Consider the following 15113-nt stretch of genomic DNA (forward strand, 5'->3'; position numbering starts at 1 on the left):
AGACATCATGGATTTCGTATTGCTCGATTACACGACCCTGCGCGTGATCTGGTGGCTGCTGCTCGGCGTGCTGCTGTCCGGCTACGCGGTGATGGGCGGCTTCGATCTGGGCGTGGGCGCGCTGCTGCCGTTCGTCGCCAGCAACGATGCCGAACGCCGACTGGTGATCAACACCGTCGGCCCGGTCTGGGAAGGCAACCAGGTGTGGTTGATCCTGGGCGGCGGCGCGATCTTTGCCGCGTTTCCGCCGTTGTATGCAGTGAGCTTCTCCGGGTTCTATCTGGCGATGTTCCTGATCCTGTTCGCGCTGATCCTGCGCCCGGTCGGTTTCAAGTTCCGCGGCAAACTGGTGAGTCCGCGCTGGCGCAGCACTTGGGACTGGGCGTTGTTCGTCGGCGGCTTCATTCCGGCGCTGATCATGGGCGTGGCGGTCGGCAACGTGCTGCTGGGTGTGCCGTTCCACTTCGACGACAGCATGCGCACGTTCTACACCGGCAACCTGTTCGGGTTGCTGACGCCGTTCGCATTGCTCGCCGGCTTGCTCAGCGTGGCGATGCTGCTCGCGCATGGCGCCGCGATGCTGGTGCTCAAGACCGATGGACCGGTGGCCGAGCGCGCGGCACGTTTCGGCGGCATCGCCGCGCTGTGTGCGCTGGCACTGTTTGCAGCAGGCGGCGCATGGGTGGCGCTGGGTCTGCCCGGCTATGCGGTGACCTCGGTGCTGGCCACCGATGCGGCCACCAACCCGCTCGGCAAGACCGCTGCGCTCACCGCCGCGGGCGGCTGGTTGCACAACTACAGCAGCATGCCGGCCACATTGATGGCGCCGCTGGTGGGCCTGGCCGGGCTTGCGATGAGCGCGGTGTGCTTACGCCTGCGGCGCGGCGGCCTGGCCTTCATCGCCTCCGGCAGCGCCATCGTCGGCATCGTGTTCACGGTGGGCTTTGCGTTGTTCCCGTTCCTGCTGCCCTCTTCCAGCGCGCCAAGCGCAAGCCTGACGGTGTGGGATGCATCCAGCAGCCGTCTGACGTTGTGGATCATGTTGCTGGCCACTGCCGTGTTCATGCCGATCGTGCTGGCGTACACCAGCTGGGTGTATCGCGTGCTCAAGGGCAAGGTCACCGACGATGCGGTCACGGCCAATCCCAACGCGTACTGAGCGCCGCGGCAGCGATCGCAGTGCCTGCGCTGCCGTTGCCGCACCGCGCACCGCGCACCGCCATCATCCTGTTCAACGATTCGAGGAGCACACCAATGTGGTATTTCGCATGGATACTTGGCACCGGCCTGGCGGCATTGGCCGCGGTGCTCAACGGCATGTGGTTCGAAGCACGCGAGCCCGAGCGTGGCGAGCCGCCTCAGTAAAATAATTTCATCAGATGCTTGCCGATTCCCCATTCCCTATGTAACATACGCGGCTCCTTCGGGGTGTAGCTCAGTCTGGTAGAGCGCTACGTTCGGGACGTAGAGGTCGCAGGTTCGAATCCTGTCTCCCCGACCAGTTTCAAAACACAAACCGGCCTTGCGCCGGTTTTGTGTTTTCAGGCGTCGTTGCACGTGCGCGACGCGGATGGTCTGTCATGTCTGTTGTCACTGCCGCGTCTTCTTCGTCCGCCCAGTTGCGTGGTCGCGGCCTGGTGCTGGCCGCGATCCTGCTGTCCGCATTCAACTTGCGCACCGCGGTGACGTCGCTGACGCCGCTGCTGGAACGCATTGCCGACGAGTACGCCTTCGGCGCGCCCACCATGGGTGCGCTCGGCATGTTGCCGACCGCAGCGTTCGCACTCACCGGCGTGGCAACGCCCGCATTGCTGCGCCGTTTCGGCTTGCTGCGCGTGGCGCTGTTGTCGATGGCGCTGGCCACGCTGGGGTTGGTGCTGCGCCCGCTGCTGCCGGGCACCGCCGGGTTGCTGGTCGGCTCGCTGGTGGCATTGGCCGGTATGGGCATGGGTAACGTGGTGCTGCCGCCGCTGGTGAAGCGTTACTTCGGCGACCGCGTGGGCCGGGTGAGCACGCTGTATATCACCGTGCTGCAGGTCGGCACGCTGCTGCCGGCCCTGCTGGCAGTGCCGGTGGCCGATGCGCTGGGTTGGCGTAGTTCGATGGTGGCGTGGGTGCTGCCGGCCCTGCTGGCAACGGCGGCGTGGGCCCTGGTGCACGCCAACCATCGGCGCATCCGCGCCACCGGCCCGGCACCGGTCACACCCACGCCCGAAGCCGAAGGCCGCGTCGCGCGTACGGCGCTGGGTTGGAGCATGGCGGTGACCTTCGGCATGACCTCGCTGGTGACCTATTCCATGTTCACCTGGCTGCCGACGCTGCTGCGCGAAGCCGGTGCATCGCCTGCGTTCGGCGGCACCATGGTGGCGTTGTTCGCGGCATTGGGCATGGTCGGCGCGCTGACCATGCCGGCGCTGGCGGTGCGCATGCGCAATCCGTTTCCGATCGTGCTGCTATGCGCAGCCTGCCACCTGGTCGCGTTCGCCGGGCTGTGTGGGCGCCGCTGGCCGCACCGGTCCTGTGGGTGACCCTGCTCGGCCTGGGGCCGAGCACCTTTCCGCTGGCGTTGGTGTTGGTGAATCAGCGCAGCCGCACGGCGGCCGGTTCGGCCGCGCTGTCCGGTTTCTCGCAGGGCGTGGGCTATGCGGTGAGCTGCCTGGGGCCGTTCCTGTTCGGCTGGCTGCACGCGCACAGCGGCGGCTGGACCTCCCCGTTCGTGTTCCTGGTCATCTGCCTGCTGGTGCAGCTGGCCGCCGCCTGGGTAGCCTGCCGCCCGCAGTTTCTGGAAGATGCGTGGACGCCGCCGGCACGCGGCGCCCGCGCGCTCAACGTACCGGCAGACTGATGTAGCTGGGCTGCTCGGGGGACACGTACACCCGCTGCGTGGCCTTCTGATAATCGCCGGGCTTGGCGAAGAAGATATTGGGCACGTAGGTCTGCGGGTTGCGGTCGTACAGCGGGAACAGGCTGGACTGCACCTGCACCATCACCCGGTGGCCCGGCTGGAAGGTGTGGTTGGCGGTTGGCAGGCCGAACTGGAATGCCAGCGGCTGATTGGAAGCCAGGGGTTTGGGCGTGCTGAAGCTCTCGCGGTAGCGGCCGCGGAAGATCGCCAGCGACACCGGCAGCTCATAGCCGCCCATCTTCGGGTTCGACGCCATCTCCTCCGGATACACATCGATCAGCTTCACCACCCAATCGCTGTCGCTGCCGCTGGTGGAGGCCTGCAGATGCACTTCGGGGGCACCGGCGATCTGCAGCGGCTCGGTCAGCGGCTCGGTGACGAAGGTCAGCACGTCAGGGCGGCCATCGACAAAGCGCTGGTCGTGCACCAACCAGGTGGTCCACATCGCGCGGTCGGCAAAATCCACCGGGCGCGGCACGAACGGCACCGGCTTGGCGGGGTCGGACACGTACTCTTCAAAGCCCGCCTGCCCGGCCACCGGTTGCTGGAACGACAACTTGCCGCCGGCCTGCAGATACAGCGGCCTGCTGGACGAGGCGCAGCCCTTGTCGCAACTGCGCGGCCATGCCTTGAGGCGGTCCCAATGGTTTTCGCCGGTGTTGTAGATGAACACCGGCGGCGTGTCTGCCTTGGGCGCGCCATCGACCAGGTACTGGTCCAGGAACGGGCGCAGCACCTCGGAACGGAACTGGCGCGCGGTATCGCCTTCGAAATTCAGCGCGCCCAACGCACTGCCGTCGTAGTTCACCTGACTGTGGCGCCACGGGCCCATCACCAGGTAGTTGAGCGTATTGCGCTTGTCGCGCGGCTCCATCGCCGCGTAGCTGTGGATCGCCCCCCACATGTCTTCCTGATCCCACAGGCCTTGCAGCCACATCGTGGGCACCTTCAGCGGCGTGCGCGCCATTACCTTGTCGAGCGCCTGCTCCTGCCAGAACGCGTCATAGGCGGCGTGTTCGGTGAGCTTGTGCCACCACGGCAATTGCTCCAGACCTGCGGCCTTGGCGAAGTCGCCGGCCGAGCCGGCCTGCAGGAAGTTGCTGTAATCGTCGTGCCCCTGACGCGCGATGCCGGCGCCCTTGCCGCGCTTGCTGAGCTGGCCGGTGAAGTAATCGAAATTCACCTGGCGGAACGCGCCGTAATTGAACCAGTCGTCGCCCATCCAGCCGTCGATCATCGGGCTTTCCGGCACCGCCACCTTCAACGCCGGATGCGGGTTGGTCAGTGCCATCACCACGGTGAAGCCTTCGTAGGACGAGCCGATCATGCCGACCTTGCCATTGGATTCCTTGACGTTCTTCACCAGCCAGTCGATGGTGTCCCAGGCATCGGTGGCATGGTCGACCTCGCTGGGATTAAGCGGCCCACGCAGCGGGCGCGTCATCACGTAATCGCCTTCGGAACCGTATTTGCCGCGCACGTCCTGAAACACACGGATGTAGCCGCCTTCCACGAAGACGTCGTCGCCGGCAGACAGCAGGTCCTTCATATGCGGCGAGGACAGCCGTTCGGTGCGGCCACTGGCGTCGTAAGGCGTGCGTGTCAGCATGATCGGTGCGTTCCTGGCGCCCTTCGGCAGCACGATCACCGTGTGCAGCTTGACCCCATCGCGCATCGGAATCATCACCTCGCGCTTGATGTAGTCGTTGTTCGCATCGGCAGCCACGAACGGCTTGCCGGTGATGTCCGGCGTCATCGGCGAGGTTTGCGTCATCGCGGTGCCGGTGGCGGTGGCAATGGCGGTGGCTAGCAGGCAGGCGGCAAGGCGGCGCATGGACGACTCCGAAAGTGCGGGCAGTCATCTACTGTAGGCAGGCGTCGGCGGCCCAGGGGAGTGTCAAAGGTCGTGGGTGGCCTTACCCGGGTCTGGCGGGCCGAAATTAAGCAACTTCCATACGGAAATAGTCGAGTCATCGATTGCCTGACAGATGACTCGAGCGCGCAATCCCCTTTCAGATGGATGCGTGCGGCAAGCTATGCGCGCAAGCGGGCGATGCGGCGACTGGTTCGTGGCGTGTTCTAGATCGCACTTAAGCAAGCGATGCGGCAAATGCCCCCTTCGTTGATGGTAAGCATCAGTGGTACACCGACGCTGCCTTGCTCGCGTTGCCGGAAAACAGCACCTATCTTTGCTTGATAAGCCAAGCAGCCTGACACTCGCTTAGAACAGTAATTCGCCCAAAACCCCCAGCAACGAGGCTCAATGATTGAAAATGATCGGCGCATATACTTGGCTGGGAATTAAATAGTAGGATATCGAATCCCAGCATCAAGATTAAAATAAAATTCTCGATTCGCACACTTGGCAATTTATTCGCATTTCATCCGCCGCAGACCACATTTTTATAGATCATAGAATTCCGTCAAGCAATCGAGGTACTTAGATATGGGTCTCTGCGGCTCAATCGAGCGTGGCAATTCAGGAAGAATCACTTATAACGAAAGCTCTCCGCCTCACCCGCAGGCTACGGGCAATAGTTCGCGTTACACCAGCAACCCGGACCGGGCAGACAGCCGACTAGAAGGGCTGCGAAGCTTGAATAGTAGTAGAAGCGCTAGTCAAACATCCAACCTCAGCGCGGTAACGCAGGTCATGCGATCCGTCAGATCCGGGTATTATAAAAAGCCGCGCTTAAAATCAAGCAACAAGCGCAAAAATGAAGGGTACGAAGAAGCTCTACGGGTTTACAACGCGACCCGCGAAATCGAGCGCATGCGAAATGAAGTAGATAGTCTAGAGGAAGATATAGTGTCATCGGCAATGTACGGCAACGCCCATAACTGCGGCGAATTGGCTGTACTGGCCGTTCATCAACTACAGCAAGACCATAATTTGATTGCGCGCCTTGCGTTCCTGGGTGGAAGGACTCACACCACCGCGATTATCGGGCCGGTACCGGGTGCAGGCCCGTTGCCATCGGACATGACGGAATGGAACGCTGATATATACGTTTGCGACCCTTGGTGCAACATTGCCTGTAGAGCGAACCACTACCCCGAAAAGTTCAGAGAAAAAATGGAAAAGTGGGATCGGGAAGGAAAAAAGGTGTGGCTATCGGGAACGGGCTTCGTGTCCCCTATGGACGACCGATGGGTCCGCACTGTACTAGGAGGCGAAAAGACAACGGCGTAATTCTGGGCATCCATCTCCCAGTGCTACAGCTGCGTCAGATTCGTTCCGTGTCGTTAATGTCGTATCTGCCCCTGACCACGCACCACGAAGCGCTCCACGGTGAGCGCTTCCAGGCCCATGGGGCCATAGGAATGCAGGCGTGTGGTGGAGATGCCGATCTCCGCGCCCAGGCCCAGTTCACCGCCATCGGAAAAGCGCGAGGAGGCGTTCACCATCACCACCGCAGAGCGTAGCGACTGCACGAATCGCTCGGCGTTGTCGGCATCCTGCGTGGCGATGACTTCGGTGTGGTCCGAGCCGTACTGGCGGATGTGCGCCAGCGCCGTGTCCAGATCCGGCACCACGCGGATGGCCAGAATCAGATCCAGGAATTCCGCGGCATAGTCGTCGTCGCTGGCAACAGCGATGTCTGGCAGCACCGCCTGCGTCGCCGCATCGCCACGCAGTTCCACCTTGCGTTCGCGCAATGCCTGCGCGGCAAGCGGCAAGAAGCGCTCGGCGATGCCTGCATGCACCAGCAAGGTCTCCAGCGAATTACAGGCCGACGGCCGCGTCGCCTTGCCATCGATCAGCAGGCGCAGCGCAAGCTCCATATCGGCGGATGCATCCACAAACAGGTGGCACACCCCCTTGTAGTGCTTGATCACCGGCACGCGCGCGTGCTCGGCGACAAACCGGATCAGGCCTTCGCCACCGCGCGGAATCGCCAGATCGACGATGTCGCTGAGCTGCAGCAGTTCCAGCATGGTCTCGCGGCGCAGATCCTCGACCAGGGTCAGCGCCGCGTCCGGCACATTGGCCTCGCGCAAGGCCCGCTGCAGTGCGCGCGCAATGGCGGTATTGGAATGGATCGCCTCCGAGCCACCGCGCAGGATCACGCCATTGCCAGCCTTGATGCACAGCGCCGCAGCGTCAGCCGTGACGTTGGGCCGCGCCTCGTAGATCATCGCGATCACGCCCAGCGGCACACGCACCTTCTGCACGCGAATCCCGTTGGGGCGCACATCTTCGCGGGTGATCCGACCCACCGGGTCGGGCAGCTGCGCCACCTCGCGCAGTGCGGCCGCGATTCCGGCCAGGCGCTTGTCGTCCAGCGCCAGCCGATCGAGCATGGCACTGCCGGTGCCCTTGGCACGCGCGGCCTCCAGATCGCGCGCATTGGCGGCCAAAATCGCCGCGGCATCGGCTTCCAGCGCGGCCGCCATCGCGTCCAGCAAGGCATGCTTGGCCGGTGCAGACAATTGCGACACCACCTGCGCGGCATCACGGCATTGCAGAGCGAGCGTTTTGATGGTCATTTGGGAGCCGGGATTGGGGAGTCGGGATTAGGGATTGGCAAAAGCGGGCGACACGATTTTATCACTACCAGGGGTCAGTCACTGGGACGAAGAGGCAGAGGTCTAGGGACGCAGTGCACACGCTGTTGCGAATCCCCAATCCCAAATGTCGAATCTCTGCTACAACACCACCAGATCATCGCGATGCACCACGTTTTCGCCGTAACTGTAGCCGAGCACGTTCTCGATCTCGCGCGAGTGGCGGCCTGCGATACGACGGATATCCAGGGCCGAATACTGGCTGACGCCGCGTGCCAGACACTGGTCGCCCGCGGTGTCGCGCAGACGAATCTCCACCATGTCGCCGCGACGGAAATCGCCCTGCGCGCCGGCCACGCCGCCTGGCAACAGCGAGGCGCCCTTGCCGGTCAGGGCCGCTGCGGCGCCGTCGTCGATGAGGATCGCACCCGCTTCCACCGGTGCGTGCCGCAGCCAGTATTTTCGCGCAGCGATGCGCGTGCGCGCGGCGTGGATGCGTGTGCCACGCAGGCGGTCCTGCGCCAGGGCGCGCACCACCTCGCCACTTCGGCCGTTGAATAGATAGGTTTCGATGCCGGCCGCACCGGCCTTTGCAGCGGCTTCCAGTTTGGTGCGCATGCCGCCGGTCCCCACGTTGCTGCCGCTGCCGCCGGCCATCGCCAGCACTTCAGGGGTGAGCTCGGGCACATCGTCGAGCGGGCGCGCCAGCGGATTGCTGCGTGGGTCGGCGCTATACAACCCATCGATGTCGGTGGCGATGAACAACGCGTCGGCATCGACCAGCGCAGCCACGATCGCGGCCAGGTTGTCGTTATCGCCCAGCTTCAACTCATCCACCGAGACGGTGTCGTTTTCGTTGATCACCGGCAGCGCACCCAGCCGCAGCAACTCGCCCAAGGTGGCACGCGCGTTGAGATAGCGGCGACGGTTGCGCAGGTCGTCATGCGTGAGCAGTACCTGCGCCACCGGCAGCTCGAAAAAGCGCTGCCATAACGCAATCAGCTGCGCTTGGCCCAAGGCGGCCAGTGCCTGCCGCGCCGCGATCGGCGCGCCGACATCCGCCGCTTTGGGCAGGATGGCGCGACCAGCGGCCACCGCGCCCGACGAGACGATCACCAGCTCGCGCCCGGCTGCCAGATTGGCGGAAACGAACTGCGCCAGACCCAGCGCGAAGCGCGGGGACAGGCCACCGCCATCGGCGGCGAGCAGGCTGCTGCCGACTTTGAGCACCGCACGGCGCCACGGCGGCAGCGCCTGCTCGGTAAACGGCGACAACGTGCTGGCAGGCGTGCTCATGGCAATGGCGTCCTCAGTGCGTGTTCCACTCATACACGGTCAATGCAGAGGCATCGCGCAGCACCAGCGGGTCGCGCGCAACGATCTGCTGCGCCTGTTGAAGCGTGGCCACGTTGACCAGCACATACGCGCCACCGCTGCGATCGCTGAAGCCGCCGGTCAGCTCGAGTTGCCCGGCGGCGCGCAATGCATCGAGAAAGTCCAGATGCGGCTGCACCACATCGGCGGGAAACCCCGGCTTGCGCAGCGCAAGCACCAGATAGCGGGTCGTCATGCGCGCAGCGCCTGCCAGCGCGCCTGCAGCACATCCAGTTGCAGGTCGGCTGCCGCACCGGGCGACACGCGCGCAGCCAGGCTGCCTTCCGGCGTGCGTCCCTGCCCTGCGGTCTCGGCGGCCTGCGCTGCGGCCTTGTAGGCCTCGCGGAACGGCACGCCGGCTACCGCGGCTTCCACTGCCACATCGGTGGCATACATGCCCGAATCGATGGCTGCGCGCAGTTTGTCCGGGCGCCATTCCAGATTGGCCAGCAAGGCCGGCAGCAGTTCCAGCGCTGCAAGTCCGCGGCCAAAGCCGTGCACGATCGCGCCCTTGCTGCTCTGCAGATCGCGGTGATAACCCGACGGCAGCGACAGCAGCTGTTCGATCTCGGTGCGCGCTGCCGCCACGCTGGCATGCGTTGCGCGCATCAGCTCGATCACGTCCGGGTTGCGCTTGTTCGGCATGATCGAACTGCCGGTGGTGTATTGGGCCGGCAAGGCGACAAACGCGAATTCGCCACTGGTGAACAGCGACAGATCCCAGGCGATGCGGCGCAGATCCAGCGTGGCGCTGCCGAGCGCTTCGAGCGCGGCCAGTTCGTACTTGCCGCGCGAAAGCTGGGCGTAGATCGGCGAGACCAACAGGCGTGCAAACCCCAGTTCGGCGGTGGTATGCGCACGATCCAGCGGCAGATTCACGCCATAGCCTGCAGCGGTGCCGAGCGGGTTGCTGTCGACCAAGCGGACGGTGTCGTCGGCGCGCACGGCGTTGTCGATGAAGGCTTCCGCCCAGCCCGCCCACCACATCCCGGCCGATGACACCACCGCCCGTTGGATGTGCGTATAACCGGGCACCGGCAGCCCGGCCTCGGCCTGTGCGCGGTCCAACGCCACCTTGGCGATCTCCGCGCTGAGCGTGGCAACGCGCTGCAGCTTGTCCTTCAGCCACAGCCGCGTGGCGACCAGGATCTGGTCGTTGCGGCTGCGCCCGGTGTGGATCTTGCGGCCTGCATCGCCCAGACGCTCGGTCAATCGCGCTTCGATGGCGGAGTGGCAATCTTCGTATTGCGCATCGAGCACGAAGGCGCCGCTGCGAAAATCGGCGGCCAGCAGGTCGAGCTGTTCGCTCAAGCCGCCCAGCTCCTGCAACGACAAGATGCCGATGTGCTGCAGCCCCTGCGCATGCGCCTTGCTGGCAGCGATGTCGTACAGGAAGAATTCGCGATCCAGGATCACATCGTCGCCGGCCAGGAAACTCTGGATCTTGGCGTCAACGGCAACGCCAGGTTTTTGCCACAACAGATTGGTCATCGGAAAGCGTCTCGAGTAAGTCGTCCAGTTTCGATCCCCGCACATGGATGCGCGGGCTGTTGCGAGGGACTCGCTTCGTTAAATCCCCGCACATGGATGTGCAGGCTGTTGCGAGGGACTCGCATCACCGAATTGCCATCAACTCGTCCCAGCCCAGCGCAAGGTTGAGGTTTTGCATCGCCTGCGTTGCCGCACCCTTGAGCAGATTGTCCAGCGTCGCCACCACCACCACGCGCTTGTTGCCGGGCGCCAGCGTTACTCCGCCAATCTGCACATCGTGCTTGCCGGCGATGCGGCTCACCCAGGGCGCCTCGTCGACGATTTCGATCAACGGCTCGTCGGCATAACGCTGCGTATAACGCGCCTGGATCTGCTCGCGCGTCAGCGGCTGCTGCAGCCACAGGTTGACGGTCATGGTGATGCCGCGGAAATGCGGCGCCACGTGCGGCATGAACTCCACCGGCACGCCAAGCTGCGCAGACACCTCGCGCTCGTGCATGTGGTTGGTCAGCGCATACGGCATCACGTTATTGGAGAGCAACGCAGGATTGTTCTTGTCCGAAGGCGTGGTACCCGCGCCCGAATACCCGGAGACACCGAAACACTGCGGTGGCCCGGCCAGCTGGTCGAGCAGTGGCGCGATGGTCAGCTGCATCGCGGTGGCATAACAGCCCGGGTTGCTGATACGTTTTTGCCCGGCGTAACTGCCGCGCGTCAACTCAGGCAAGCCGTAGTACCAGGCCGGATCGAAGCGATAGTCGGCCGACAGATCGATCACCAGCGTCTGTGGCGCTGCCGCGTCGATCGCGGCGACAAAGGGCTCTGCCTTGCCATTGGGCAGCGCCAGGATCACCACGTCGGCCGCCTTGGCGGCCACCGCGTCCGCATCCAGGTTCTCGTAGCGCAGCTGGCCCTGGTAGGCATCGTTATGCTCGGCCACGGGCTGCCCGGCCAGCTCGCGCGAGGACACGAAGCTCAAGTGCAGCTGCGGATGCGCCGCCACCAGTTTGATCAATTCCGAGCCGGTATGCCCGCGGGCGCCGACAATGCCGATGGTCTTTTGTTCAACAGTCATGCGTTTGCTTCCAGGCGGAACTGCAGGTGGCGTTTGACCCCGGCCCATTCCGTATCGATGATGGAAAACACCACGGTATCGCGCGGCGTACCGTCGGCGTGGCGGGCGTGGTTGCGCAGCACGCCGTCCTGTTTTGCGCCCAGCCGCGCCGAGGTATGGTTGAACCAGCTGGTCTCGAACACCACGCTCAGGCACCCCAATGTTTCGAAGGCGTATTGCAGCAGCATCAGCTTGGTTTCGGTGTTGACGCCGCTGCGCTGCACGCGTGGTGCGTACCAGGTGTAGCCGATCGACAGCCTGGGCACTGCGGCATCCAGCGCGTAGTAGCGCGTGCAACCGACGATGTCGCCGGCCGCATCGCGCACCGCATATGGCAACGCTGCGCCAACGGCGCAGGCGGCCAGGGCCGCAGCGATATACGCCTCGACCTGCTCCGGTGCGGGCACGCTGGTGTACCACAGCCGCGATAGCGCGCCGTCGCCCACCACCTCACGCAACCCATCGGCATGCGCTGTCTGCAGCGGCTCCAGGCTCGCATGCCGTCCACGCATGTACGGCTGTTCGCGCCAACGTGCTGGCAAGGTGACGACGCTCATCGCAGTCAGCCCAGCAAGGTCGGCTGACGCGTTGCGCAGTGCGCAACGCAATGCTGGATCTGCTCGAAGTTTTCCAGCCCGTACCAGAACACCTTCCACTTCTCCTGCTTGATGCAACCGTCGGATTCGGCGTAGTAAAAGATATTGACCTGGTTGTTATGGCGCGAGCGCCAGAACAGCTGCGGGGTCTCTTCGCGCATCACATTCCATACTGCCCGGCCAAGACCTTCGCCCTGCGCATCGTCGAGCACGGCGAACTTGTCCAGATAGGTCAGCCTGCCCGCACCGAACTGGCCTTCGTCGGTCAGGATCACCGCCGCGCGGTAGTTTTCGCTGACATACGCGCGCAGCAACGTGGTGGTCTCGAAATACTCCGGCACCAGCGTGCGGCCGAAGCTGGATTCGATCAGCGACTTCAGGCGAGGCAGATCCAGTTCGTCCCAGGAGGTGGCGCGCAGCACGCGCTCGCCGCGCCGCACCAGCGTGCCCGAGCCCTTGTGGGTGAACAGTTCCTTGGCCAGGTCCGACGGCCGGGTGATCGACACCGACGATTCCAGCGGCAGGCGATCGAGCAAGTCCTTGATCTGCTCGATCTTCACCCGCATGCCGCCGTTGATCCACGGCTGCTGCATCAGGTGGTCGAACTCGGTAGACAGGTTGATCGAATCGATCAACTTGCCATCGGCATCCAGCAGGCCGCCGGTGCCGGTGAGAAAGATGATCTTGTACGGCTGCAGCTCCTGCACCAACTCGTTGGCGGCAAAATCCGCATTGACGTTGAGGATCTGCCCGCTGGGCGTTTCGCCCAGGCTGGTGATCACCGGGATGGAGCCGGCATGCAGACTGGCTTCGATCGGCGCCAGATTCACCGCCTTGACCTCACCGACCAGGCCGTAGGTGTCGCGATCCAGATACTCGGCCTCGAACACGCCACCGGTGATCGAGGTCGCACGCGCGCCGTTTTGCTGCAGCGCTTCCACCAGTTTCAGGTTGGAGGCCTGGAACACCTTGCGCACGATCGCCAAGGCTTCGGGCGAGGTCACGCGCAGTCCGTTGACGGTGTGCTTTTCGATGCCGGCGGCGGCCAGCTCTGCATCCAGCTGCGGGCCGGCGCCATGCAGCACGATCGGGGTCAGCCCCACTTCCTGCAGGAACGACAACGACGAGGTCAGCGCGTCCAGATCGTCGCGCAATACTGCGCCCCCCACCTTGACCACCGCAAAGCGCTTGGCATCGAGCTGCGAAAACCGCTTGAGGTATTGGCTGATTTCCTTCGCGCTGGCCATGCTGGAGAGCAGGCGCACGATGGTCTGGCGGGTTTGTTTGTGGGGTTGTGCGGAAGGGGACATTGCCGTGTTCGAAAGAGGAAAGGGAGCGCCAGGCGCGTGTCGGTTCAATGCGAACCGTTGATGATGCGATGGACCGATTCGGCGTAACCCTGCAACTGCGCCAGCGTCACGAATTCGTCGGCGGTGTGCGCCTGGGCGATGTCGCCCGGACCATACACCAGCGCGGTATAGCCGCCGGCCGAAAACAGCGAGGCCTCGGTCCAGAAGTCCACTGCGTTGCCGATCGGCAGGTCCAGCGCATCGGCCACATCGCGTGCGGCCAGGCGGCGTTCTTCCGCGCGTGCGATGTCGCCCGACGGCAGGCTCGGCCCGCGGAAGGTTTCTTCGAAATGCGCTGCCGCCGGTTCGGCGAAGCCGGCAAAGCTTGCCAGCAGTCCATCCACGTCCATCGACGGCAACGGACGAAAGCCGAAGCGCACTTCGGCTGCCGGCGCGATCATGTTGGCCTTGATGCCCCCCTCGACGCGGCCGATGTTGAAGCGCAATCCGGTCAACCCGCCGAAGCGCGCATGCGCCAGCGATTGCACATGGTCCAAGGCATTTGCGCCCCAGCGCATTGCCTGATGGAGCGCGCTGGCCGAGGGGTCCTGCTTGCCCGATGCATGCCCTGCGCGCCCGGCAAACCGCATCAGCACCGAACTGATGCCACGATGCGCCAGCACCGCTTCGCCCATGGTCGGCTCGGCCACCAGGACAGCTTCGTACGGCACGCCGCGCGCCAGGAACGCGGCGATGCAGCGCGGATCATTGGCCTCTTCGTCCGAAGAAAACAGGAACGCGGCATCGCCGTCACCGGCATTGGCCGCGGCAACCAGCGCCGCCGCCGCGCCCTTGATGTCGCACACGCCCAGGCCCACCACGCGGTCGTCCAGGCGCCGCATCGCGTGCGGGTCGGCGCTCCAATGCGGCGAATCCGGCACGGTATCCAGATGCACGTTGAACAGGTACTTCGGCGTGCCGCGCACCGCGTACAAGCTCACCGCCCCTGCACCGTGATCGACCACCTCGACCTGGAACCCCGGCAGCTGCGCGCGCAGATAATCGAAGATGCCGCCTTGCGCGGCAATCGCACGCGGCGGATTGCGGGTGTCGAATGCCACCAGCGCCTGCAGGTGGTCGAGCGTGGAGGTGAGCAGGTCAGTCATGTGGGTCAGGCAGCCGTGGTGGTGGTGCGGTAGAGATCGGGATAGGCGATTTCCATCAACGCCTGCGGCCGTGCCGGCGCGGCGAAGCCGTGCTGTGCGTACAGCGCATGCGCATCGGAGGTGGCGAGCATGAAGCGACGAAGACCTTGCAGATGCGGATGGGCCATCACTGCTGCCACCAGTTGCTTGCCATAGCCGCGCCCACGGTGTGCATCGAGCACGAACACATCGGCGAGATAGCCGAAGGTGGCACCGTCGGTGATCACGCGCGCGAACGCCACCTGCCCTACGCCCGCGCAATAACCGCCGAAACACAGCGAGCCGGCGATCGCCCGCTGCACCGTGTCCAGCGGGATGCCCAGGCACCAATAGGCCTGCTCGCTGAGGAAGCGATGGATCAACGGCAGATCGAGTTCCTGCTTGTCGGTACTGATGCGTAATGCGGGCATGGGTTCCATCGCAGTGACCCTCTTCTCCCACCGGGAGAAGGTGGCCCGAAGGGGCGGATGAGGGGCGCCTCACGAAACTTCGCGAAGCAACCAGGTCGAACGCGTCGCCACGTGCCCAGATGGAGAACGATGGACGCAATGCTGCAGTAGTTCCCCATGACTGGCGCGTGGCGACGCGTTCGTCATGATCGATCTTGGAGGTTTCTGCGGCACCCCAAGC

Annotated in this window: 13 protein-coding genes, 1 tRNA gene and 1 pseudogene; 5 read left to right on the top strand and 10 right to left on the bottom strand. The window is 64.2% G+C overall.

The features are described from left to right. Positions 1 to 7: 7 nt before the first annotated feature. The 4 genes and pseudogenes from cydB to ACCQ15_RS11810 all read left to right on the top strand — a co-directional run bounded on the left by cydB (position 8) and on the right by ACCQ15_RS11810 (position 2845). A complete protein-coding gene (gene cydB / locus ACCQ15_RS11795; protein ID WP_372380600.1) occupies positions 8 to 1159 on the top strand; it encodes a cytochrome d ubiquinol oxidase subunit II in 1152 nt (383 codons plus the stop codon). A 95-nt stretch (positions 1160 to 1254) separates the two neighbouring features. After that, positions 1255 to 1365 carry a cytochrome bd-I oxidase subunit CydX gene (cydX, locus tag ACCQ15_RS11800; RefSeq protein ID WP_008573380.1) on the top strand — a complete coding sequence of 37 codons (111 nt, stop codon included), beginning with the start codon at positions 1255 to 1257 and terminating at the stop codon, positions 1363 to 1365. A 59-nt stretch (positions 1366 to 1424) separates the two neighbouring features. Further along, positions 1425 to 1501 (top strand) — tRNA-Pro (locus tag ACCQ15_RS11805). Positions 1502 to 1619: 118 nt separating this feature from the next. Further along, positions 1620 to 2845, top strand: a pseudogene (locus ACCQ15_RS11810) (CynX/NimT family MFS transporter). On the opposite strand, the gene ACCQ15_RS11815 reads toward ACCQ15_RS11810, so the two are convergent. Next, on the bottom strand, positions 2826 to 4739 hold the full coding sequence (locus ACCQ15_RS11815) for a CocE/NonD family hydrolase (protein ID WP_372380601.1): 1914 nt from the start codon (positions 4737 to 4739) through the stop codon (positions 2826 to 2828). The pseudogene ACCQ15_RS11810 and the gene ACCQ15_RS11815 overlap by 20 nt on opposite strands. An 819-nt stretch (positions 4740 to 5558) precedes the next feature. Between ACCQ15_RS11815 and ACCQ15_RS11820 the strand changes: the two genes are divergently transcribed. Then, positions 5559 to 6098, top strand: a complete 540-nt coding sequence (locus ACCQ15_RS11820; RefSeq protein WP_506187839.1) for a hypothetical protein — start codon at positions 5559 to 5561, stop codon at positions 6096 to 6098. 53 nt (positions 6099 to 6151) lie between these two features. Here ACCQ15_RS11820 and ACCQ15_RS11825 read toward each other — a convergent pair whose 3' ends face one another. From ACCQ15_RS11825 to ACCQ15_RS11865, 9 genes are all read right to left on the bottom strand, one after another. Beyond that, the gene (locus ACCQ15_RS11825; RefSeq protein ID WP_209261589.1) at positions 6152 to 7396 is read right to left on the bottom strand and encodes a glutamate-5-semialdehyde dehydrogenase; all 1245 of its coding nucleotides are present in this window, start codon (positions 7394 to 7396) and stop codon (positions 6152 to 6154) included. Positions 7397 to 7555: 159 nt separating this feature from the next. Next, positions 7556 to 8710 carry a glutamate 5-kinase gene (proB, locus tag ACCQ15_RS11830; RefSeq protein WP_372380603.1) on the bottom strand — a complete coding sequence of 385 codons (1155 nt, stop codon included), beginning with the start codon at positions 8708 to 8710 and terminating at the stop codon, positions 7556 to 7558. Between the two features lie 13 nt (positions 8711 to 8723). Next, positions 8724 to 8984, bottom strand: a complete 261-nt coding sequence (locus tag ACCQ15_RS11835; protein WP_008573390.1) for a YciI family protein — start codon at positions 8982 to 8984, stop codon at positions 8724 to 8726. Continuing rightward, positions 8981 to 10279: an argininosuccinate lyase gene (locus ACCQ15_RS11840; RefSeq protein WP_011347702.1), complete on the bottom strand. Its 1299-nt coding sequence runs from the start codon at positions 10277 to 10279 to the stop codon at positions 8981 to 8983. Before ACCQ15_RS11840 ends, ACCQ15_RS11835 begins: the two co-directional genes overlap by 4 nt. 124 nt (positions 10280 to 10403) lie before the next feature. Further along, entirely contained in the window at positions 10404 to 11354 is a 951-nt protein-coding gene (gene argC, locus ACCQ15_RS11845) for an N-acetyl-gamma-glutamyl-phosphate reductase (RefSeq protein WP_014090340.1), read from the bottom strand. Beyond that, on the bottom strand, positions 11351 to 11950 hold the full coding sequence (locus ACCQ15_RS11850) for a GNAT family N-acetyltransferase (protein WP_372380604.1): 600 nt from the start codon (positions 11948 to 11950) through the stop codon (positions 11351 to 11353). Before ACCQ15_RS11850 ends, argC begins: the two co-directional genes overlap by 4 nt. Before the next feature lie 5 nt (positions 11951 to 11955). After that, positions 11956 to 13299, bottom strand: a complete 1344-nt coding sequence (locus tag ACCQ15_RS11855; protein WP_372380605.1) for an acetylglutamate kinase — start codon at positions 13297 to 13299, stop codon at positions 11956 to 11958. Between the two features lie 44 nt (positions 13300 to 13343). Further along, positions 13344 to 14444, bottom strand: coding sequence for an acetylornithine deacetylase (locus ACCQ15_RS11860; protein ID WP_014090342.1), 1101 nt, complete (start codon positions 14442 to 14444; stop codon positions 13344 to 13346). Between the two features lie 5 nt (positions 14445 to 14449). Further along, positions 14450 to 14902, bottom strand: coding sequence for a GNAT family N-acetyltransferase (locus tag ACCQ15_RS11865; RefSeq protein WP_011347704.1), 453 nt, complete (start codon positions 14900 to 14902; stop codon positions 14450 to 14452). Between the last annotated feature and the right edge of the window lie 211 nt (positions 14903 to 15113).

Source organism: Xanthomonas sp. NCPPB 1754 (genome assembly GCF_041475725.2).
Lineage (GTDB): Bacteria > Pseudomonadota > Gammaproteobacteria > Xanthomonadales > Xanthomonadaceae > Xanthomonas > Xanthomonas euvesicatoria.